Annotated in this window: 17 protein-coding genes; 9 read left to right on the plus strand and 8 right to left on the minus strand. The window is 69.5% G+C overall.

Features of this window, described 5'->3' with window-relative positions; all coding sequences use genetic code 11:
- Positions 1-1145: 1145 nt before the first annotated feature.
- The 7 genes from ACGFNU_RS36825 (at position 1146) to ACGFNU_RS36855 (ending at position 10693) form a co-directional block, all read left to right on the plus strand.
- Complete coding sequence (locus ACGFNU_RS36825; protein WP_392601210.1) at positions 1146-2876, plus strand: histidine ammonia-lyase; 1731 nt, start codon at positions 1146-1148, stop codon at positions 2874-2876.
- Positions 2869-4371 (plus strand): NAD(P)/FAD-dependent oxidoreductase, encoded by a 1503-nt coding sequence (locus ACGFNU_RS36830; RefSeq protein WP_392601211.1) that lies wholly within the window; start codon positions 2869-2871, stop codon positions 4369-4371. The genes ACGFNU_RS36825 and ACGFNU_RS36830 overlap by 8 nt, the downstream gene beginning before the upstream one ends.
- A 474-nt stretch (positions 4372-4845) precedes the next feature.
- Positions 4846-5430, plus strand: coding sequence for a hypothetical protein (locus ACGFNU_RS36835; protein WP_392601212.1), 585 nt, complete (start codon positions 4846-4848; stop codon positions 5428-5430).
- A 155-nt stretch (positions 5431-5585) separates the two neighbouring features.
- Positions 5586-5759, plus strand: a complete 174-nt coding sequence (locus ACGFNU_RS36840) for a hypothetical protein (protein WP_392601213.1) — start codon at positions 5586-5588, stop codon at positions 5757-5759.
- 473 nt (positions 5760-6232) lie between these two features.
- Entirely contained in the window at positions 6233-7243 is a 1011-nt protein-coding gene (locus tag ACGFNU_RS36845; protein ID WP_392601214.1) for a septum formation family protein, read from the plus strand.
- 313 nt (positions 7244-7556) lie between these two features.
- Positions 7557-8549: a serine hydrolase domain-containing protein gene (locus ACGFNU_RS36850; RefSeq protein ID WP_392601215.1), complete on the plus strand. Its 993-nt coding sequence runs from the start codon at positions 7557-7559 to the stop codon at positions 8547-8549.
- Positions 8550-8695: 146 nt separating this feature from the next.
- Positions 8696-10693, plus strand: coding sequence for a protein kinase (locus tag ACGFNU_RS36855; protein ID WP_392601216.1), 1998 nt, complete (start codon positions 8696-8698; stop codon positions 10691-10693).
- Positions 10694-10743: 50 nt separating this feature from the next.
- Here the strand turns inward: ACGFNU_RS36855 and ACGFNU_RS36860 are convergent, their stop codons facing one another.
- The 5 genes from ACGFNU_RS36860 to ACGFNU_RS36880 form a co-directional block, all read right to left on the minus strand.
- The gene (locus ACGFNU_RS36860; protein ID WP_392601217.1) at positions 10744-11190 is read right to left on the minus strand and encodes a hypothetical protein; all 447 of its coding nucleotides are present in this window, start codon (positions 11188-11190) and stop codon (positions 10744-10746) included.
- A gap of 154 nt (positions 11191-11344) precedes the next feature.
- Positions 11345-11587, minus strand: coding sequence for a hypothetical protein (locus tag ACGFNU_RS36865; RefSeq protein WP_392601218.1), 243 nt, complete (start codon positions 11585-11587; stop codon positions 11345-11347).
- Between the two features lie 52 nt (positions 11588-11639).
- Entirely contained in the window at positions 11640-12317 is a 678-nt protein-coding gene (locus ACGFNU_RS36870; protein WP_392601219.1) for a hypothetical protein, read from the minus strand.
- Between the two features lie 124 nt (positions 12318-12441).
- Positions 12442-12975 (minus strand): phenolic acid decarboxylase, encoded by a 534-nt coding sequence (locus tag ACGFNU_RS36875; RefSeq protein ID WP_392601220.1) that lies wholly within the window; start codon positions 12973-12975, stop codon positions 12442-12444.
- A gap of 141 nt (positions 12976-13116) precedes the next feature.
- A complete protein-coding gene (locus ACGFNU_RS36880; protein WP_392601221.1) occupies positions 13117-14262 on the minus strand; it encodes a hypothetical protein in 1146 nt (381 codons plus the stop codon).
- A gap of 271 nt (positions 14263-14533) precedes the next feature.
- Between ACGFNU_RS36880 and ACGFNU_RS36885 the strand changes: the two genes are divergently transcribed.
- Positions 14534-17371: a hypothetical protein gene (locus tag ACGFNU_RS36885; protein ID WP_392601222.1), complete on the plus strand. Its 2838-nt coding sequence runs from the start codon at positions 14534-14536 to the stop codon at positions 17369-17371.
- Here the strand turns inward: ACGFNU_RS36885 and ACGFNU_RS36890 are convergent.
- Positions 17366-20281, minus strand: coding sequence for a glycosyl hydrolase (locus ACGFNU_RS36890; protein ID WP_392601223.1), 2916 nt, complete (start codon positions 20279-20281; stop codon positions 17366-17368). The two genes, ACGFNU_RS36885 and ACGFNU_RS36890, sit on opposite strands and share 6 nt — an antisense overlap.
- Before the next feature lie 167 nt (positions 20282-20448).
- Here ACGFNU_RS36890 and ACGFNU_RS36895 point away from each other — a divergent pair, with 167 nt between their 5' ends.
- On the plus strand, positions 20449-20817 hold the full coding sequence (locus tag ACGFNU_RS36895) for a bleomycin resistance protein (RefSeq protein WP_392601224.1): 369 nt from the start codon (positions 20449-20451) through the stop codon (positions 20815-20817).
- 16 nt (positions 20818-20833) lie between these two features.
- Here the strand turns inward: ACGFNU_RS36895 and ACGFNU_RS36900 are convergent, their stop codons facing one another.
- Positions 20834-21232: a helix-turn-helix domain-containing protein gene (locus ACGFNU_RS36900; protein ID WP_392601225.1), complete on the minus strand. Its 399-nt coding sequence runs from the start codon at positions 21230-21232 to the stop codon at positions 20834-20836.
- On the minus strand, positions 21151-21522 hold the full coding sequence (locus ACGFNU_RS36905; protein ID WP_392601226.1) for a DUF6879 family protein: 372 nt from the start codon (positions 21520-21522) through the stop codon (positions 21151-21153). The genes ACGFNU_RS36900 and ACGFNU_RS36905 overlap by 82 nt, the downstream gene beginning before the upstream one ends.
- Between the last annotated feature and the right edge of the window lie 23 nt (positions 21523-21545).

The raw sequence follows: 21545 nt of genomic DNA on the forward strand, positions 1-21545 counted from the left end.
CCGTGCACCTCCCCGGTCGAGACGGTCAGGTCCAGACCGTCGAGCGCCCGGGTCCGCCCGAACGTCTTCACCAGCCCGGAGATCGCGATGGCGGCCGAATGCTCGGGGGCGGCCGGACGTCCTGGCCCGGAACGCGAAGAGGATCCCAACATGAACTCCAAGCTCCGCCAGCGCCGGAGCCGGCGCAAGAGACCTTGGTGCCGGAATCAGAGCCCCACCAAGACACCCCGCCTCGAGCCACCGATCTCGGCAGCTCGTGCCAGACCTGACGCAAAGGACCAAAGACCCTTCCATCGCTCTGCCGTGACCCGGTTCTGACCGCGCGTATCAATCGCCGGCAGCCCGGCACTTTAATGTCTGGCTATTCAAACCCGCGAACACAGGCGGGAAAGTTGAGATAGATGCCCTGCATGTTAAGACGGAACGCCAGAGTGAGGGAGGATTGCCGGAGTGACAGTATTGTATCCGTTTGAATAGGTATCGCATCGTGATGTGTCGATCTAGCGTGTGCAACTGATCGTCAGGACCGAGGCATGGGAGCCCGGATGAGCCTCTTTCGCGATTTCGCCGAGCTATGCCAGGTCCCGGGAAAGCGGCCCCGTCAGGACGAATACCTCGTCATATATCAGGAGAGTGCCGACAGGTTCACCCACGGCGACCGACGGCTATCGGCGGAGGTGCCTCGACGGCGAATGTCCTGGTCAGAGCGGGTTTTGTGGGAGAGTGGCCCGCAAATTCCTCGCGCTGGCGCCGCTGCCCCTCCTGCTAGGAGAGATGTATCTCACAAGCCGGGATGCGTACACATTCAATTACAGACTGGAGCGTCTGCGCTCGCCGGGCTCTCTTCCTGGCGAGGAGCCAAGGGTGCGGGCGCGCTGCAATTTCTGCCGGTCACATCCAATGTGGATCCAGTTCTTACCGTGGACCGTGCCGCCGCCGAGACATATGACCATTCCCAACTCGGCCGCGCCGTGGACATGAGCCGCCGGCTCGGCAGCGCTTTTCATGCCGAAGTTAATGCCTTCCGGAGAGTGATGGACACGTTCCGGCCGGGCGCTGGTGATCCAAGACCGCTGCCTGAGGCTCGACCACACCATCCACGTCAGCGACGACCTCACCGAAAGCCGCCGCGTTGAGGAGAACCCATGCCCCTCCCTCTGGTCGAGATCGGACCGCGACCCCTGACCCGTGACCAGATCATCGCGGTAGCGCGCGACAACGCCGACGTCCGTGTCTCCGAAGCCGCGCTGCGCGCCATGGGGATGGGCCGGATGCAGCTGGAGGCCCTGGCCGCCGCGGGACTCCCCGCCTACGGGCTGACCACCGGCGTGGGGGCGCTGATGAACGAGCGCGTCGCCCAGCATCAGCTCGCCGAGATCCAGCAGGCCCTGGTCGATTCGCACGCCGCGGGGGTCGGCGCGCCGGTCGAGGCCGAGACCGTGCGGGCCATGGCCCTGCTCAGGCTTCGCACGCTGGCCACCGGACGCACCGGAGTCCGCCCGGTCATCGCCCGCGCGCTGGCAGGCCTGCTCAACGCGGGCCTGGTCCCGGTCGTGAACGAGTACGGATCGCTGGGCTGCTCGGGTGACCTGGCCCCGCTGGCCGCCGTGGCCGCCGCGCTCACCGGCCGCGGCCACGTCCTGGTCCAACGCGAGCCACATCCCATCCCGCCCGCGTCCGTCACCCCCACCGCGTCCGTCACCTCGACTGCGTCGGTTACGCCGACTGCGTCCGTTACGCCGACTGCGTCCGTTGCGTCGGCCGCGTCCAACGGGCTTGCCGCGTCGGCTGCGTCGGTCACGTTCGCCGCGTCCGGCGCGTCGGCCAGGTCTGGGCGGGTGCGGCCTGCCGCTCAGGCGTTGCGGGAGGCGGGGTTGAGTCCGGTTCGGCTGGCGCAGAAGGAGGCGCTGGCGTTGATGAACGGGACGGAGGGCATGCTCGGCATGCTCATTCTGACCACGGCCGACCTGCGGGCGTTGCTGGACGTCGCGGACCTCACCGCCGCGCTCAGCCTGCAGGCCCTGCATGGCACGGACCGGCCCTTCTCCGCTGAGCTTCAAGAGCTGCGGCCACATGCCGGGCAGGCCCAGGCCGCCGCGCATCTGCGTGCCCTTCTCGCCGGGTCGGGGCTACTGCGCGTCCATGGTGACGGGACGCAGGATCCGTACTGCCTGCGCTGCGTCCCCCAGGTGCACGGCGCCGCGCGAGACGCGCTGGCGTACGCCTTGGGAGTCGCCGATCGCGAGCTGGCGGCCTGCGTCGACAACCCGGTGCTGGTGGACGGACGTCTGGAGTCCAACGGCAACTTCCACGGCGCGCCGCTCGCCCATGCCATGGACTTCCTCGCGATCGTCGTCGCCGACCTCGCCGTCATGGCCGAGCGACGCACCGACCGGATGCTCGACCGGACGCGGTCCCAAGGGCTGCCGCCGTTCCTCGCGGCCAGGCCCGGGGTCGACTCGGGCTACATGATCGCGCACTACACGCAGGTGTCGCTGGTCGCCGACCTCAAGCGGCTGGCGGTTCCGGCCTCGGTCGATTCGACGCCCACGTCCGCGGGACAGGAAGATCACGTCTCGCTGGGCTGGTCGGCGGGCCGCAAGCTACGCCGAGCTTTGGAGCTGCTCCGGGGCGTGCTCGGGATCGAGTTCGTCACCGCCGCGCGCGCCGTCGAGCTGAGGGCTCCCGACCGGCCCGCGCCGGCGTGCCAGGACGCGATCGACCTGCTGCGCACCGAAGTTCCCGGGCCCGGGCCGGACCGCCATCTCGCCCCCGACCTCGCCGCCGCCATCGACCTCGTCACCTCACCCGCACTGCTCGGCATCGTCAGCCGACCGGCCGCCGATCTCCTCGAAGAAAGGTCCACCCATGTCTGAGCGCATCCTTGTCATCGGAGGCGGGCCCGCAGGAAGCACGGCCGCGGCCCTGCTCGCCCGCGCGGGCCGCGACGTGCTGCTGCTGGAGCGCGCCGTCTTCCCCCGCTACCACATCGGCGAGTCCCTGCTGCTGTCGTGCGTGCCCGTGCTCCATGCGTCCGGCGCGTACGACCGCGTGGCCAAGCACGGATTCCAGGTCAAACGGGGGAGCGTCTTCCGCTGGGGCACCGACGCGTGGGTGATCGACTGGCCGAACATGGTGCATCCGGACGCGCATTCCTGGCAGGTCCATCGCGCCGAGTTCGACCACGAGCTGCTGCGGAACGCCGCCGACCAGGGCGCGAAGATCGTCGAGGGCGCCACCGTGAAGCGGATCGTCTTCGAGGACGGACGGGCCGTCGCCGCCGAATGGGTGCACCGCGACGACCCGGAGAACGTCCGCGTCACCGAGTTCGACTTCCTGGTGGACGCCTCCGGCCGCACCGGCGTCCTGACCAAGGGACACTTCGACAACCGGCAGCAGCACGACGTCTTCCAGAACGTCGCCACCTGGTCGTACTGGAAGGACGCCGAGATCCTGGCGGGGTCGCCGGAGGGCTCGGTCAACTCGATCTCGACCGACGGCGGCTGGTTCTGGGTCATCCCGCTGGCGGGCGGCGAGATCAGCATCGGTCACGTCACGCACAAGGACCTCTTCGCTGAGGAGCGTCCCAAGTTCGCGTCGCTGCAGGAGTACTACCTGCACCAGATCCGGTCCTGCGAGACGCTCGATCCGATCGTCGAAGGCGCCACGCAGGTCGAGGACGTCCGCGCCGAGCAGGACTACTCGTACGTGGCGGACGCGTTCAGCGGGCCGGGGTACGTCGCGATCGGCGACGCCGCGTGCTTCCTGGACCCGCTGCTGTCGACCGGGGTGCACCTCGCCCTCTACAGCGCGCTCACCGGCGCGGCGGCGGTCAACTCGGCGCTGAACGGCGACCTGTCCGAAGAGGAGGCGCTGTCGTTCTTCGAGTACGCCTACCGGCGCGCCTACGCACGCCTCATCACGCTGGTCTCCCACCTCTACCAGCGCTACGACGGCAAGGACTCCTACTTCTGGCAGGCGCAGCGGCTGGTACTGGCCGACCACGCCGACCGGCCGCCGATCCACTCGTTCATGGAAATCATCTCCGGCAACACCGACATGCGGGAGGTCTCGGACGTCAGCACCCGCATCATGACGGACGAACTGATCGTCGCGGCGGACCAGGCCCAGCGGACCGCGGGGGAGCACCGCGTGTCCGGCACCCTCGGCGTCGACATGCAGCCCCTGCGGGACCTGTGGGCCGATCCGTCCGACCCGAGCCGGCTCTCCGCCGACCTGGACGGCGTGTACGTCACCACCGACCCCGTCCTCGGCCTGGCCCGCGCGCCGAAGCCCCAGACCTCGAACGGCAACGGCGCGGAGGCGCACGCGTCGAACGTCGGCGGCGTCCCGAAGGAGGCGAAGGCGTGAGCGCCGTCCAGGACGTCCGCCACTGAAGCGCTCTCCGAGGCGGCAGGTGCCACGCCAGGTGCCTGCCGCCTCGGGACGCGGGCCATTGCGAATATGCATCGCGGCAAGCGGATGTCAAGATGCCGCCGGGCCATTTTTGGCGTTGCGCCTCGCAGATTATCGCGGGCGACTCTCGCCAATCCTCGCCAGATGACTCAAGAGAAATCTGAATGAAGTAATAGTTAATTCGCCGCTAATAATGGCGAACGAGGGCCATGTGGAGACGCCGTGACCGGCGAGCCGATCGGAATGACACTGCTTTTTGGCCTTCGGGTGTGGGTTTCAGGGACGATGTGAATAGTGCCAAGGGGCCTATGGGCAACGGATCTTGATTCTCGATAATCAAGTTGCCGTCGATCGCGGCGATCCCAGGGATCGTCGGTGATTATCTGTGACGGCGCCCAGTCCCCATCTCCTTTCCAGGAAGGCACACACGTGTCGCTGAAGAAGCTTGTGCCCCTCTCCGCCGCCGCGCTGACCACGGCGAGCCTCGTGGCGGCCGCCCCGGTGGCCTCCGCCTCCGCGGTGGCCTCCACCGCCCCGTCCGCCGCCGCCCCGTCCGCCGCCGTCGAGGTGGAGGCCGGCAAGGTCACCGTGGCCAAGGCCGGTAAGGCCACGCATGTCGCCTACACCCAGTGCAAGGCGAAGGGCCGTTGGGGAAAGGGTTACATCAAGACCGCCGGCAAGCCCACCAAGAAGCGTCCGCTCGTCACGGTCGTGGAATGGGGCTACGCCATCCAGAAGACCAAGGGCAACCACAAGAACTCGAGCGTCAAGTCGCTGCCGGCCGTTCACGAGAGCGGTGACAACTGGCGCCTGTCCGGTGGCCCCGGGTACACCGGATGGAAGGCCATCGAGGACAACAAGTGGCACAAGGGCAAGCAGATCCAGCGGCCGTCCATCGGCAGGGGAGCCATCGGCGAGAACGCCATCAATTTCTGGTTCGACTTCGACAAGGGCACCGGCGGCTACTGTGATGCGCCGCTGATCCGCTACTCCAAGCTCAAGCCCATCAAGTAGCGCGATAACGTCGTCGGCCATCGGAGCCCTTTGCAACGGTGGCCGACGGCATCGATTCACACCGGGGCGCCCCGTCCTCTCGCTCGAAGGGCGGCGGGGCGCCGTCCGGCCGGCACCGGTCGCGGTGATGGGCGGGTACTGAGAGCTTGATCGTCATGCCCGTGCCCCGCGCCGGCCTGGAGTGGATGCTCTCGCCCGGCCTCCGCAAGGAGCACCTCCAGGCCGACGACCGCGCCCTTGTCGCACGCCTCGCCGCCGAACTCGACCTCCATCCCACCCCCGAGCACGGCGTCACCGCGGACGGTTTCGACGTGGAGGTCCCCCCTTGAGCTGGACGTCCCGACCGGGTGGAGGCGCGAGCCCGACGTGAACGGCGCGGGAGTCGGAGCTCCCGATGTACGAACGCCTCCGGTGCTCAGGGGCCGGACGATCACAACCTCGCAACGCCGTCCATTTCGCTCTATTACGTCCCATATCGTTCCACCTTGTGACTGTGCCACTAGACGGTGACGAGAACGCCTGGGTCTCGCCCGACGCCGCCGACCCCGCCGGACCGCCGACCCCGCCCGCTCCATCCGCTTCCGACCCCTCCGTTCCAGGCCAGTCCGACTCCGGCACGTCCGAGCCTGGCGCGTCCGACTCCGGCACGTCCGAGCCCGGTCTGCCCATGCCCGACGCATCCGTCCCCGGCCAGCCCATCCCTGGGACGTCCACGCCGGGCGTATCCACACCGGGCGTATATGCGCCTGGCGCTTCCGCCCCCGGCGCATACGTACCCGGCGCATATGTGCCTGGAGCGGCCATGCCTGGTCCGTTTGTCTCTGGTCCGTATGCCTACCAGCCGCCGGTCGCGCCGAAGACCAACCGGCTCGCCATCGTCGCGCTGGTCGTCGGGCTTGCCGGTGGGGTCGTCTTCGCGGTGGGCTTCGCCATTGCCGCGCTCGTGCAGATCAAGCGCCGGAACGAGAAGGGGAAGGGCCTGGCCATCGGCGGTCTCGCAGCCGCCGCGGCCTGGGTGGTCGGCATCGTGGCCGTCGTGGTCGCCGCGTACTCCTTCGTCCCGGATCGCGACGAAGCCGGCCGGATCAGCAAGAGCGGCAAGGCCCTCGTCTCGACCCTGAAGGTGGGCGATTGCTTCACCGGCTTCGGCGCGGACGCCACGAACATCCTCGTCACGGCGTTGCCCTGCTCCAAGCCCCATGACGGCGAGGTCGTCGCCAAGGTCAAGCTCCCTGACGGCTCGTTCCCCGGCAGGGCCGAGACCGAGCGGCAGGCCGAAGCGGTATGCGAGAAGGAGATCGGGACGGTCTACGACCGGAGCCGCTACGTGGACGACCTCGACCTCTACGCGTCCTCGCCCGACAAACTGGCCTGGGACGACGGCGACCGGAGCGTGGTGTGCATCATGCGATACACCGGCGGCGGCCTGCTGACCTCCGCTCTCACCGACACCATCGACCGCGACCTCACGGCGTGGCAGGACGTCCGGCAGGGCCAGTGCCTTCGGAAATGGACGAACGAAGGCTTGCTGCGCACCATCGCGTGCACCGAACCCCACAAGGTTCAGGTCATCGCCACCCACGAGGTCACCTGGGGGCCGCGTTGGCCGGGTGACAAAGCTGCGAAGAAAAAGGCCTGGGAGGGGTGCGAGAAACGCATCGACTCCATCTTCGGCAAGCGCGAGCCGTCGGCGCGCGTCGAATGGCAGTACGTGAGTCCGACGAAGTCGCAATGGGAGGCGGGCATGCGCAAGGTCATCTGCCTGGCCGAGGCGGAGTCCGGCACTCTCGACCGTTCCATTCTCCCGCGTTGACATGGAGGGCGTCTGACGGCGTTCGCTGCCGCCGATCCGGTGCGTGCGTCCCCTGGAAGAGGGACGCCGCGTTCGCTCGGCGGGGGGACGACGCCGGTCGGCGTTCTCCGTAGCGTTCCGGAGCGTGAACGCCAATCGTTGTTTCCGAGATGTGAGAACGGTCGCGGTAGCGGCCGTCGCGATCAGCGCGGTCAGCGCCTGCGGGGTGGCCCGGGATCCGGGTAACGCCGCCCTTCAGGGCGCTGACCGCCCGAGCGCGGCACCGTCGCACGAGCCCGCCGATCCGTCCATTCAAAGCTTCCTGGACAAGGCCATGCCGAAGGGGCCTGGCGGCACGGTCGTCGCGGCCCATAATGGCCGGCTCGTGCATTGCAAGGGATTCGGGCTCGCCGATCGCGCGAAGAAGATTCCAGCGAGCTGCGATACCGCCTACGACATCATGTCGATGACCAAGCAGTTCACCGCCGCCGGAATCATGAAGCTGGAGATGCTGGGCAGGCTGCGGGTCACCGACCCGATCAGCACGTTTCTCGGCCCGGTGCCCGCCGACAAGCGGCACATCACGGTGCACCACCTGCTGACGCACACAGCCGGCTTCGACGACGAGGCGACCGGGGGCGACGACTACGATCCGGCCTCTCGCGAGGTCATGCTGGACGCGGTATTGAAGTCCAAGCTCCAGTCCAAGCCCGGAGCGGAGTTCCACTACTCCAACGCCGGATACAGCCTCCTCGCGGCGATCATCGAGAAGGTCTCGGGCGTCGGCTATGAACAGTTCCTCGCCACACATCTCTTCGCGCCGTCCGGAATGACACGGACGGGGTACGTGCTGCCGCGATGGGAACGTGACCAGATCGCGGTGGAGTACGACGAGCACGGAAAACCGCAGGGCAAACCATACGAACATCCGTGGACCGCCGACGGCCCCTACTGGTTCCTTCGCGGCAACGGCGGCATGCTGTCGACGCCGCGCGACATATTCCGCTGGCACCGCGCCCTGGAGGGCGACGAGGTTCTGTCCGCGTCCGCCAAGCGCAAGATGTTCAAGGCGCACATACGCGGCGGCGAATGGCATGGCGGCACGCTCTTCTACGGATACGGCTGGGCCATCACCCTTTCCGGCGGCCGCCGCATCATCGAGCATGACGGCGGCAATGACTGGTCGTACGGTGAATTCGCCCGCTTCCCCGACACTCGAGCGCTGGTGTTCTGGATCAGTAACCAGGCCTCCCAGGACGGGCAGTGGAACCTCCAGGATCAGAACGTGAAGCTGACCCTCGGAATCGAGAAACGCGCCCGCGACTGAACGATCGCCGGCCCACCGCCTGGCGCGCCGACCACGTCAGAACCGCCGCGAGGCCGCGTCGCCCCCCGCCGTGCGGTTGTTTCCGCCGACCTTGTCGGCTTTGTGGCCCTAGCATGATCCCCTTCGGCGCTTCTTCGAGGGGGACGATGGACCCGCTGCGACCGCACGATCCGCGGCAGATCGGCCCGTACCGCCTGCAGGGCCGGCTCGGTGCCGGCGGCATGGGCGAGGTCTTCCTGGCGGGCTCGCCCGGGGGCCGCGAGGTGGTGGTGAAGGTCATCAGGCCCGAGCTCGCCGACAGCCCCAACGCGCGCCGCCGCTTCGCCCGCGAGGTCGCGGCGGCGCAGCGGGTCGGCGGGTTCCACACCGCGCAGGTCGTGGAGGCGGCGCCGGACGCCGATCCGCCGTGGATGGTGACCGAGTACATCCCCGGTCCCTCCCTGCAGCAATTGGTCAAGGAGGCCGGGCCGTTCTCCCCGGAGAACGTGCGCGCCCTCGCCGCCCAGCTCAGCGAGGGCCTGGCCGCGATCCACGCGTGCGGGCTGGTGCACCGCGACCTCAAACCGGGCAATGTGATCATGGCCGGCGACGGGGCACGGATCATCGACTTCGGCATCGCGCGCCTGGACGACGCGAGCGTGCTCACCGAGAGCGGCGCGGTGTTCGGGACGTACGCGTTCATGTCCCCGGAACAGGTTCACGCCGGTGACATCGGGCCTGCCAGCGACGTCTTCTCGCTGGGCGCGGTGCTCATGTTCGCGGCCACCGGCAGCAGTCCCTTCGCCGCCGCCACCATCCCGGCGATCGTTCACCGGATCGTCACGACCGAGCCCGCTCTGGAAATGCTTCCCGATGACCTGCGCGGGCTGATCGCGGCCTGCCTGGCCAAGAACGCGGCCGACCGCCCGTCCGCCGCCGACCTGCTGGGCTGGCTCTCCGGCTCGGGCGGCGCCCTCCGCCTCCCCGCGACGGTGCCCTCCACCGCCGTCCCGCCGCACGCCGTCCCGCCACACGCCGTCCCGCCACACGCCGTCCCGCCACACGCTGGAACGACGACCAGCGGAGGCGCGCCGGCCGGTGGCCCGGAGACGACGCGGCCGGGCTCGATGCCGCGCCGCCGTTTCCTGCTGGCCGGGGTCGTCGGCACGGGCGCCGCGGTCGCCGTTCCGGCCGTCATCGTGTCCATGCGAGACGACGGTGCGAAGGCCGGGCCCAAGAACACTCCGAAATCGAGCCCGCAACCGGCGAAGAAGGTCTTCGACGGGGCGCTGGCCGGGCATGGCGCCGAGGTCACCGGCGTGGCGTTCAGTCCCGACGGCGCGATCCTGGCCAGCGGCGGCGCCGACGGCCTCATCCTCGTGTGGAACGCGATGACCGGTCAACGCGTCCGGTCGCTGGAGGGCCACACCTACCCGCTGGTCTCGATGGCCTTCAGCGCGGACGGCAAGACCATGACCACCGGCGCGGAGCTCGTCCGGATCTGGAACCTGGACACGGGCCGGCAGCTCCGCGGCATCGCCACCCAACGGCGGACCGGGTTCGACTCCGGGCTCTCCGCGCTGGCCTGCAGCCCGGACGGGCGCTACCTGGCCACTGACGGACGCGACGGAAAGGCACTCCTCTGGAACGTCACCCCCGGCAGAATCATCCGTTCGCTCACCGGGCAGGCCGGCGCCGCGCTGGCCTTCACACCGGACGGCCGCGGGCTGGTCGGCGGTGGCCGCACCCTACGTCAGTGGAACGTGGCCGACGGTGCGCTCGTCCGGACGTTCGCCAAAGCGTCGGGGCCGGTCCACGCGATCGCGCTCAGCGCGGACGGGCGGTTCCTGGCCGCCAGCAGCGACACAAGCCCCGTGGCGCTCTGGGACTTCGCCACCGGCAACAAGATCCGCGACTTCACCGGCAGGGGGAACTCCTCCGGCCCGATCGCCCTCAGCCCCGACGGCAAGCTTCTGGCCAGCGCTTCCCGCGCCGAAGATCCGGCGGCCGAGGAGATCACCGTGTGGGACGTGGGCACCGGCCAGGTCAACCGCATCCTCAAACGCCATACCGGCAGCGTCCAGGCGCTCGCCTTCCATCCCAACGGCACGGCACTGGCCAGCGCGAGCCAGGACCGAAGCGTCCGCCTGTGGAACCTGACCTGACCACGGCGGCACCACCGTCCGGAAGGCCTTGACCTGGCCCGCGCTGGAAGTCAGATGTGGGCTCTGACCTGCCGCACCGGATGCCCGAGCGCGTTCGACAATGCCGCCAGCTCCTCCTCGTCGAACCAGGTTCGCTTCGGGTTCCAGAGGGTGATCTCGAAACGGGCGAAGCCGGACGGCCAGTCGTAGCGCAGCGCGTCGAGCGTCGTCCGGCCGCCGCAGCAGGGGACCCGGACGTCGACGGTCGTGCGGCCGGAGAAGTGCGCGTCCAGGCGGCCGGACCACCATTCGGTGTCGACCGAAGCGCCGCACAGCGGGCACTCGATCTGTACCAGCTTCTCGCCGCGGGGGATCACGGTGAGCGTCTCGTACCAGGTGACGTCCATGCCGTCGGGAACCGCGAGGGCCGTCGCCAGCGCGGCGGCGCCGTCCGCGGCGTCCTGCTCGGGCTGCCAGTAGGGATCCGCCGGAAAAATCGACAGTACTTCGTCACGCATTCGATCCCTCAATCAACGACGCCCGCGAGAGTGATCATGATGCTCGCACCGCCGGGCCGCGTCGTTGACTATCTGCGCACACTTGCTGCACATCCGCGCAGTGCGGAGCGTCACGATGCGGTCGCTGGCCGCAGGGCGTCGTGGAGGCCGACCGCTAGCCGACGTCCTCGCCAGCGGCGGGGCCGTGGAGGCGGCTGAGATCGCCCGCGACCTCGGTGAGCTCCTCGATGTCGGCGCAGTAGGCCAGCAGGGCGCCGTGCCGGGTGACCAGGTAGAGCTCCTGGCCCTTGCGGGCGCGCGGGCACCAGTTGCGGGCCAGGGTCAGCTGGGCGTCGTCCAGGACGATCACGTCGACGCGCAGACCGTCCGGTCCGATCAGGTAACGCCCGTGGCCCATGAGGAGAGTGTCCTCTTTTGCATAGGTATGGGCTAGAGCCTGAGCCGCGCCGTCAGCCGTTGCGGACGACGAGCCATTCGGCGTCCTGGACGTAGTAGCCGAACTCGCTGCGCAAGGCGCTGACGACGGCGTACATGTGTCCGGCGCCCCAGACGACGGCCACGTCTATCGAGTCGTCATGGCGCTTGCGGTGGATCTCTCCGAGGGTCGCGACCAGCCGTTCGTCACGGTCGTCGATGACCCTCTTGCGTATCGCGCGCGCCATCCGGCCCCGCACCCAGCGGTCGTCGTGCACGTCGGCCTCGTCCAGGCTCGACATGCCGCGCGGGTCCCGGTAGCGGCCGAGCAGCCGCAGGCCCACCGCGGCCGCGGAATCCACGGCGGTGTCCAGCAGCCGTTCGGTTCCGGTCCGCTCGGGCTCGGGCTCGTCCGTCGCGCTCTCGAAGATGACCGGGACTCCCAGCGACTCCAGGTCGAGGGCCGCCGTCTGATCGATCAGCCCGTCCCAGCGGAGCCTCGCGATCCGTTCCTGGACCGGAGCGCTGCCGGCCCGCGCGCCCTCGGCCACGATGAGGGCGCAGCCGGCGGCGCGCCCGGCGACCTGGTCATAGAAGCTCTGCTCGCCCACATGGACCATCGGAAAGAGCACGAAGCGCAATGCGGACGTCCGCCGTCCCAGAGTCAGGACGGCCGACCGCACGCCGATGACACTCGACTCGATGAATTGCATCGGCGCCCCCTACGGCAACCCACCCCCACTCATAAGACTCGTAAGAGGGCATTTCGGTTGCATGCCGTTCCAGGGGGTCGCCAGGCTGAGCCTTACTTTGTCAAGGCCAGCGGTTCGGAGGCCGTCAGTTCGTGCGTCCGGCGAAATCGGGCGGCAGATCACCAGGGGCGACGGAGATGACCTCCTCGTCGTCCTCGCCGACCTTCTCGAAGAGGGTGATCTTCGCGAACTCCGGCACGGTGACGATCGGGTGGGTGGGGCCCGCGTCGCGCAGGGCGCGCATCTCGTCGAGATGGTCGTTCTGGAACAGGACCGTTCGTCCGGGATCGTCCTCCACCCAGCGCGGGAAGAAGATGACCCCGTGCAGCAGGCGCTTGGCGGGCAGCACGTTGACGCTGACCGACGTGCCCGTGGGCTCGTTCCACGACACCTTGTAGACGTCGTCGTCCAGCCGGACCAGATCCACCTCCTGGTCTTTGACCCAGCGACCGCCGACCATCCCGCTGTGGATGCGGTAGTCGATGGTCGTGGCGTTCTTGACGTACATCTCGTACCGCCAGCCGTTGGCGTACGTGTAGATGAAGCGATGCCCCACGATGCCCGACAGATCCTGTGCGGGCACGACGTCCTCGACGATGCTCTCCCCCGAGCCGTCCATGCTCATCCCCTCCCGGCCCTGATTCGCGATGCCGAGGTCGTACCCGCCGGAAACCGTTCATCACGCCTTTCACCCGGGGGGTAGCGCGGGCCGGTGGGGAGCTGGCACCGGCCCGCGCGGGCTTGTCAGGCGGACGCTGGTTCAGGGGCGGACGGCGTGCTCGGCGCAGGTGCCAGAGGTGGCGGGGGAGTGCCGGCGCGCGCCCGTGACGCAGGGGTTGGCGCGGCTCGGGCTACGGGTCGCCGCACGCGCCGAACGCGGCGGCAGGCCGCCGAGATCCTCGACTGTCCCGTCCAGGTTCCAGCGGACGGCGTGCAGGACGCCGTTGACGTTCGCGTCACCGACGATGACGCCCGCGTCGTTGATGCCGGCCGCGTTGCCGCCCGAGCTGCCGGGCAGCAGGGGGAGCGCGGTGATCGTTCCGTTCGCGTCCCAGCGCACCGGGGTGCCGGTGTTGGTCGCGGAGATGGACGTGCCCACCGCCACCCCGCTGTCGTTGATCCGGTACGGGCTGGCCTCGACGTGACCTGGAAGGGTGCCCAGCAGCGTGGCGGCCCCGCTGGGCGACCACCGCACCGCCTTCGGCCGGCCGGAGATCGTCGCGGTGCCGACCACGGTGCCGGATCCGTTGATGTCGCCGCCCCACGAGGACGTCTCGCCGGGGACGGCGTCGAGCGGGGTGACGGTTCCGGTGGGGCTCCAGCGCACCGCCCTCCCGCGGGTCCCGGTGGCGTCGGCGTCGCTCCATCCGGTGATCTGGCCGTCGTCGTTGACGCCCCACGCGCCGCCGTCGACGCCGCCCGGCAGGAGGGGCAGGACGGTTCGCTGCCCGTTCAGGCTCCAGCGGAGCGCGCCGTACTCCCACGACCAGCCGACCGCGTCGCCGGAGGCGTTGACGTCGGTGGCGCTGGAGAGATTGTCCACGCCGGGCTCGAGATCGGTGATCTGCCCGTTGGCGTTCCAGCGCACGGCGTGGAAGTTGACGGTGAATTCGAGGTCGGAGTCGCCGACGACGACGCCCGACTCGTTGGCTTCGTTGGCGTAGGCGCCGGCGGGTTCGTACAGGCCGTCGAGGACGGTGATCCGCCCGTCGGTCTCCCATCGCACCGCCCGCTCGGAGGACGATCCGACGATCACGCCGTTGCCTTCGATCGCCGACGCCCATGTCCGGCCGATCGCGTTCGGTGCCGCCGGGGCGGCCTGCGCGCCGGCCGCGTCAGCCTGCGCGGCGGTCGCGCCGCAGACCACCGCGGTGACGCCCGCCACCAGCGACGCGGCAGCCGACACTCCTCGCCACCTCGGCTTTCGCGTGCCACGCCGCTTGCAGGACGTACCTCGTTCGAACCGCATCTGTGGCCTCCCAAGACTGGCGGCGCCGTGGTCCTCTGCGCCGCCTCAGAAAGGGGTGTCGGCCAAGCACCGTATTCGAGCGCGCACAGTGCATCGGGGGTCCGAACACAACAGTGCGCGCAGACTAAAGATCTGTGCACTGATCCATAAGAAGGGGAGGTTGTTGATCTTCCGGATGTGCGGCGGACGAATGCGGAAAGATCTGGTCATGGCTCGCGAACCGCTGCATCCGCTGTCCGCGCACGAGGTCGAGAAGCATCCCCGCGTGGAGATGAACGTGGACCTGGCGATGTATCGGGAGGCGCGCCGGTACGGGGTGCCGCGGTGGTCGATCGAGGCCGCCACGGAACGGCGGCTGGCGGGGGACACCGCCGGTGCCTGCGAGGCCGCCGACGTCGAACTGGACGTCGATCTCGTCGCCGCCGGGGCCCATGGGCAGGAGATCGCCGATCAGGTCGCCGACGACCTGCTCCACCTCGCCCCGGATCTGCTGCTCTGGAACGTCCCGCGGATGCTCGCGCCGCGCGGCGGGGTGGTCGACACGATCGGTGTGCTCCGGCGGTATCCCGTCCGCGGCGAGGGCCACGTGACGTTGACGATCGAACGTGGGCGCGGCGCCGATCCGACCCGTCCGCTCGTCCGGCTGCGGACCGCCACGACGGGCGAGGCGCCGCCGTTCCGCAGATACGGGATGTACCGCCTGCACCCGGCTTTCTGGGACGTCCGGCGCACCGGCGACCTGCGGGCCCTGTGCGGGGGCGCCGGCCGGATCCCGTTCTTCCACGCCGACGGCCGCCGCCTCGGCGTGGCCGAACTCCCCGGCGGCCCCCGTCCGGACGACCCGGTCGCCCACGCGGAGTGGCTCACGCTGCTGTGGGATCACCAACGCACCGCCGAGGCCCTGACGGCCTGCGGGATCACCGCCGACGAGGACGCGCTGGCCGACTGGCGGATCTGGCCGCCGATCGCCCTGGAACGCCTGGTCGCCGAGGCCCGGGGCGTGCTGGATTCGGCGTGGGCGCCATCGGGCGGGGGCGGGCCCGAGGAGATCTGGCTGGACGAGTACCGGGAGTATTCGGGGTCGCCCACTCTCCAGCTGTCGTTCGCGGCCGACGGGGCGGTGTCGATGCGGCACCGGTATGCCGGCCCGGACGAGCAGCGATTCCTGTCCACGCCCGAATACCGGCACCCGGTCGACTTCGATCTGCTCCGGTTCGGCCACCTGGAGCCGGACGATCTGCATCCGCTGGTTCGGCAAGCACTCTTTCCCGCACTGGAGCCGAATCCGCAGAGCGGTCCTCCGCCATCCGCGTCCGGTGACCAGAAGGACCTGCTGGGCCGGGCCGAGTACGGTGACTCGCCCGGGGTGATCGCGCTTCTGGACGCCGGCGTCGATCCCGCCGTGCACGCCGATCGGGGCCAGTCGTTGCTGCATCTCCTCCCCGTCCTCGACCACGAGGCTCTGCTTCCGCGGCTCCTGGCGGCGGGCTTGGACGTCAACGCCTTCGACGACATGGGCCACACGCCGCTGCATGCAGCGATGGAGGCGGCGCCACGGGGAATGCGCCACACCAGCGACCTGGTCCGCCGGTTGCGGGCCCTCGGCGGCATCGACACCTGCAAGAAACGGCAGATGCCCTGCAGCCCGCACGATTTCGAGAAGCCCGAAGACCCAGCGCGCGACGAACAGCCAGCGCATGACGAAGGGTCGACGCGCGACGAAAGGCCGGCCGCCCCGTCCGCCGTCACCCTCGCCCACGCTCGATCCGCGGCGTCGCGTTCGGACTCCCGCACGATGGCCCGCCTGGCCCGGGTGCTGTACGCCGCCGGGTCGAGCCCCCGCGACGTCCTGCGCGAATGCTTCAAGGCCGACTTCCCGGACGAGTTCTTCCTGATCGCGGAGCACCTGCTCGACGAGCAGGGAGCGTTCGACTTCACCGTCCAGCCCTGGCTCATGGCCAGACCGCCCCGCCGGGGCGAGGCCGCGGCGCACACACGGCTCGATGAATGGTCGGAGGAGCAGATCCTCGCCCACGACCCTGATCTGGTTCCCCTGGTGGACCTCCAAAGCCGCCACGCGACCCACGGCGGCATGGTGCTCTGCTACCGGTTGAGCGAACTCCGCGCCGGCCGTTCCACGGTCTTCGGCATCTCGCCGTTCGAGCTCGACGCCGGTGTGGAGCGGTGCGGCGCGTCCCTGCTGGACGCCCTGCTCACTTACCACGTCGAGGTCGAGCGCTGGCTGAAGGAGCGCGAGGGGTCCAGCCGGGGCGACGACCGCGCCGCCGACGCCAGGTCGAGGGCCGCGATCGAACCCGTCCTCGCCCGGCTACGCCGCTGGCTCCCCGACCGGGACGAGACCCTCCCGCACGAAGAGGACTCGATTCCACGTCTGCGCGCGGCGGCCTCGCGCGCGGACTTCCACTCGATGGCCCTCCTCGCGCGGGCGCTGTACAAGGCCGGAAAGGATCCGCGCGAGGTACTGCGCGAGTGCTACGGGGTCGGCTTTCCAGACGAGTTCTTCCTGCTCGCCGACGTCTATCCGGATCTCGTGGCGGACTTCACCGACCAGCCATGGAAACTGGCCGTCCCTCTGGAGAAGGGCGGGCCGCCGCTGCGGCCGGGCCCAGGGGCTCGGTTCGAGAAGCGCATCCTCGCCCTGGATCCCGATCTCCTCCCGCTGCTGTCGCTCTACACCGACTACCGGCACGCGCACGGCGACATCGAAGCACCGCCGGCCGCCCGGCACGGCGGCCTGCTGATCTGCTACCGCCTCAGCGACCTCGGCGAAGGCCGCTCCAGTACCTACGGCGTTCCCTGCACTCCCTACGGCGACGAGGCCGAAGCTTTGGCCGCGTCCGACATCACCTACTGCGGAACGTCCCTGCTCGAAGTCCTGCACGAGCACTTCGCCGACCGTCACCACCTGGACGAGTGGGAGATCATGCAACCGTGGAACCGCGGTGCCGGATCCATCGACGACGATGAGGTGGACGCCTCACGAGAGGCGATGGAGGAGATCGAGGAACTGCGGCGCCGCCTATGAGACCGGCCGTTCGCCGTACGGGACGAGCCGGACCGGGCCCGTCAGGCCGTACGGCTGGCGGCCGGCGCCACCGTAGACGCCGGGGTCGGAGACGCGCAGCCGGTTGTTGAGGGTGGTCGCCACCTCGATCTCGATGGTGTTGGTGCCGCGCCGCAGGTACGGGCCGGCGTCGACGACGGGGTTGAAGAGGTTGACGGGCGGCAGCCGGCGTCCGTTGACCGTGACCCGGCAGGTGTCGAACACCTCGCCCAGCTCCAGATAGGCGCCGCGCCACGCCGCGTCCAGGTCGACGGTCGTGATGTAGCGTCCGATGCCCGAGACGTCGGCCAGTTCCGGAATGTCGGGCCAGGGCTTGAGGCCGTCCAGCGCCAGGTCGTGGCGGACGATCTCGGTTTCGGTCGGGGTGGCGCCGGGGCGGAAGTCCTCCACCTTGAGCCGCCAGCGGGCCGGGGTCAGCGGCGCGGGCAGCGGGCCGACGGTGGTGCGGACGGTCCGGCCGGTCGAGAGGGTCGTGGTGAACGTCCCGGCGGCCGTCGACCGGAGCACCGGGCGTCCGCCGTCGTACCGGATCTCGGGGGCATCGGTCGCGGTGGCGTGCGGGCCGCCACGGCCCGGCCGCGCCAGCACGATGATCGTCGCCTCGGCGGGACGCAGCGCGACGCGAAGCGTGACCCGGTCGCCGTCGGCCCGGTACACCGCGACGCGTTCGAGCTCGCCGGTCCACGGGTCGAGCCGGTGGGGGACCGCCCGGCGATCCGTCCGGGTCAGGGTGACGTCGTGGTCGATGGGCGCGACCGGCGGCTTGACCGTTTCGGCGTGCTTGCCGTTGACCAGGTAGTAGTGGTCCTTGCCGTCCAAGACCCGGTGCGCGTTGAGCAACGTCGAGCTCGCCGCGTACCGGACGTCGGGCGTGACCCCGAGCGCGGCGAGCGCGCCCGGCACGTCGGCCTCGGCCGCGACCTGGCGGACGGTGGGCCGGGCGAACACCTCGGCGAGGACGGCTCGCAGCTTCTCGTTCTCCCCGTCCGCGGGCACGCCGGGCACGGTGGCACCGGACCAGTCGCCGAGGAAGACCAGCGGCAGCCCCGCCTTGGTCAGCCGGAGCAGCCGCCGCGCGGTGTCCAGCGGCATGGTGCGTTCCATCCCGGCGAACCGGTCACCTTCCACAAAAATCGCCTTGTAGCCGGGCCCCCGGGGCGCCAGCCGTCCTCCCGAGACGGTCGCGCTGGGCAGTTCAAGCAACGGCGCACTCACGAATTGGTGGGTCCACCCAAGCGGAACACCTGCCGCGGTCACCCAGGCCGAGCCGATTCCGGTCTTGGTGTAGCCCTTCTGGCGGAACACCGCGATGTCGACACGATTGACCCCGGTCTGCATGGTCTGGTGGACACGGCCCAGATACGCGGCGATATCCGGCGCGTGCCGCCAGCTCGGCTGGCGCGGCCCCCACGACTCGGAGAAGCCGACGGTGCCGTTGTAGGGGGTGAACGCGGCGAAACCGGGCCACGCGACGCCGGGCGCGGTCGCGTAGGAGAAACCGTGCAGGACGGTCTGGTTGAGCCCGGCGGCGTAGGCGCCGCCCATGGTGCGCAGCAGCTTCTTCCACGTCGTGTTGTACGCGCCGCCCTGGTAAGCCCCTGCCTCGCACGACAGAACAGTGCGCCCCGCCATGTCACGGCCACCGGCCAACGCGCGGTAGTCGTCAAGGTTGCGGAAGCCGAGCGATTCACCCTCGGGAACATCGACGATCGAGGCGCTCCGAATAGCGTCGGTCTCCAAGCCGTACGGCTGGGCGCGCATCTTCAGCCCGATCGAGTGCGCCCACTTCGTCAGAGCCGCGAAGTGGTGCTCGTTAAACAAATCAGACACGGTCAGCCAGAAGTCGTGCCTGACCTGCGCAGTGATCTTGGCTTCATACGCATGCACGGGGTTCTCGTTCTTGCGCACGATCACCGGGAGGTAGGGCCACAGCGCGTAGCCGCGGCGCTTCTCGAACTCCTCGGGAAGGTCCGGGGTCCAGTTGAGGGCCTTGGTCTCCAGCTCGATCGAATCCTCGAAAAGGGTTCCACCGGCCTGCCTGAGCAGACGTCGGATCTTCGGCGTGAGCAGCGCCGACTCCCAGAACCCGATGACGGCCTTCGTTCCCGCCGGGCTGAAGTGGTCGACCACCACGCAGTCAGGCGCCGAGTGCGGCCCGGACTCCGGCCGCTGCCCGCTGCCGCGCCGCCAGTACGACAACAACACCCAGTCGCCCTCGGTCGCAGTCCACTCGACCACACCGTCCCGGACAGTGAGCTCCCGCCAAGAAGTACGAGAAAGCCCCATCTCCTTACGCGTCGAGTTGGCGGCATCGATCCGCACCGCGTGCACGGCCTCCAGCCGCCGGGTGGTCACCCCCGCCGCAGGCGGGCTCACCGGCTCGGGCGCGGGCCCGCTGTACGTCTGCCCCTCGCCGACGGTCACACTCCCGTACGCGAGTTCCTGCACCGCCGCCGGACTGTCGGGCGTCAGCGTGGGCACGGCCGCTGGCCAGGCCGGTCCGATCGTCAGATCGACCGTGATGCCGCGCCGCCGGGCCTGGTCCAGCGCCGCCTCAACGCCGGCGTTCCAGGAGGCCCCGCCCCACCCATGCCCCGCCGGATCCAGGACGGACTTGTCGCGGACACTATGGTGCACGGCCACGATCTCCGCCCCGCCGAACCCGGCGTCGGCGATCTGGTCGATCTCCCGCCGGATCTCGCGGGGGTCCACCAGCCCGTCCGGCCACCACCAGCGGAAGCGAGGCCGGAAGGCGACGCTGCCAGCGAACGGTCGCACCTCGGCCCGCGCCGCAGGCCCGGGGGCCAGCAGCGCCCCCGCCCCCGCAGCAGTGCCGATCTGCAACACCCGCCGACGACTGAGCTCCGTCACCCCGGCCTCCGTAAGAAAAACGTTTTAACCAAACCCTCCGGATGACCCTAAATGTGGCCCCAATCACCCGTCAAGACCTCCCCAAACCGTCTTCGCACGTTTTAAAGCCGAGCCGACCCCGAGACACCGCGTAGCCTCACCGCAAACGCCAAGCCGCAGGAGAGACGATGGACAGCGAGGTTCGCTTCGAGGACGTGGCGCCCGTCATCCCGGTCCGGGATCTGACCGCCGCTCTAGACCGCTACCGCACCCTGGGATTCTCGGTGCGCCGAGCCGACGATGACCACCACTACGGGTTCGTCGACTGGGGCCCGGTCTCGCTCCATCTCACCCAGTGGGAAGAGCACGACCCCGCTCGTACCGGCGCAGCCATCTACCTCTATGTCTCAGACGCCGACACCCTGCACGCCCAATGGAAAGGCACAGGCGTCCCCGGCCGCCTGGTCGAGCCAGAAGACACGCCCTACGGCCTCCGAGAGTTCGCCTACGTCGACCCCGACGGAACCCTGCACCGCATCGGCTCACCAATCCCCTAAACGCAACAGCGCAGGGCTACCCGACGATGTGCGAAGGCGTGTCGAGCCACACCGTCTGCCCTTCCGCAGAGACCGTCAGGCCGAAGCGGCTTCGCACGGGTTGCACCACGGTCTCCTGCGCCTGCCGCGGCCCAGCGCGCTCCAGTCGCCGCCAATCCGTCCACATCGTCTCAGTGGCGATCAGCTTGGCCGGCAACTCCGGGTATTGGTCCTCCGCTCCACAGATCCGGCACCACGCCCGTAGGTCATCGGCACTCGGCGAGGTGGCCGCACTCTCCAACTTGGAAACCTTCGTGCGGTGCCAGCCCGCATCGGCGGCGAGCGCGACCGTGGTCAGGCCGGCCTCGCGGCGGCTCTCCCGGAGACGGGTGCCGAATGCCTTCTTGGCCTCCTGGACGCTGGACGAGGTGGGCACGTCAGACCTGGTACTCCCCGTGGTCGATGCCACGTTCCCACGCCGCGTCGAACGCTGACGCGCACAGCTTCACGATGCGGACGCGCCGCACCTGTAAGGCCGCGCCCAGTGACCCCGCGGATCAGGTCCAACCAGGGCCGCTCCAGCCGCCTCTCGAACTCGGCAGAGTCGCCGCACGCCCATGCCTGGTACCAGGGGTCGCTGCGCGTGTAGCCGTCACGCATCTCCAGGTGGGACGCGGTGCGTCGGGCGTCCTGAAGCAGCTCAACTGGGGTTGGTACCTCGCTCATCGCGTACCTCCGAGAGCAGGTCG

The sequence above is a fragment of the Spirillospora sp. NPDC048911 genome (assembly GCF_043198015.1).
Taxonomy (GTDB): Bacteria; Actinomycetota; Actinomycetes; order Streptosporangiales; family Streptosporangiaceae; genus Spirillospora.

What these genes read in the sequence shown, in the direction of transcription:
- ACGFNU_RS36885 (WP_392601222.1), top strand. Translation starts at nt 14,534, where the DNA reads ATGGCTCGCGAACCGCTGCATCCGCTGTCCGCGCACGAGGTCGAGAAG.
- ACGFNU_RS36855 (WP_392601216.1), top strand. Translation starts at nt 8,696, where the DNA reads ATGGACCCGCTGCGACCGCACGATCCGCGGCAGATCGGCCCGTACCGC.
- ACGFNU_RS36845 (WP_392601214.1), top strand. Translation starts at nt 6,233, where the DNA reads ATGCCTGGTCCGTTTGTCTCTGGTCCGTATGCCTACCAGCCGCCGGTC.
- ACGFNU_RS36825 (WP_392601210.1), top strand. Translation starts at nt 1,146, where the DNA reads ATGCCCCTCCCTCTGGTCGAGATCGGACCGCGACCCCTGACCCGTGAC.
- ACGFNU_RS36905 (WP_392601226.1), bottom strand. Translation starts at nt 21,522, where the DNA reads ATGAGCGAGGTACCAACCCCAGTTGAGCTGCTTCAGGACGCCCGACGC.
- ACGFNU_RS36830 (WP_392601211.1), top strand. Translation starts at nt 2,869, where the DNA reads ATGTCTGAGCGCATCCTTGTCATCGGAGGCGGGCCCGCAGGAAGCACG.
- ACGFNU_RS36870 (WP_392601219.1), bottom strand. Translation starts at nt 12,317, where the DNA reads ATGCAATTCATCGAGTCGAGTGTCATCGGCGTGCGGTCGGCCGTCCTG.
- ACGFNU_RS36875 (WP_392601220.1), bottom strand. Translation starts at nt 12,975, where the DNA reads ATGGACGGCTCGGGGGAGAGCATCGTCGAGGACGTCGTGCCCGCACAG.
- ACGFNU_RS36850 (WP_392601215.1), top strand. Translation starts at nt 7,557, where the DNA reads ATGCCGAAGGGGCCTGGCGGCACGGTCGTCGCGGCCCATAATGGCCGG.
- ACGFNU_RS36840 (WP_392601213.1), top strand. Translation starts at nt 5,586, where the DNA reads ATGCCCGTGCCCCGCGCCGGCCTGGAGTGGATGCTCTCGCCCGGCCTC.
- ACGFNU_RS36865 (WP_392601218.1), bottom strand. Translation starts at nt 11,587, where the DNA reads ATGGGCCACGGGCGTTACCTGATCGGACCGGACGGTCTGCGCGTCGAC.
- ACGFNU_RS36860 (WP_392601217.1), bottom strand. Translation starts at nt 11,190, where the DNA reads ATGCGTGACGAAGTACTGTCGATTTTTCCGGCGGATCCCTACTGGCAG.
- ACGFNU_RS36895 (WP_392601224.1), top strand. Translation starts at nt 20,449, where the DNA reads ATGGACAGCGAGGTTCGCTTCGAGGACGTGGCGCCCGTCATCCCGGTC.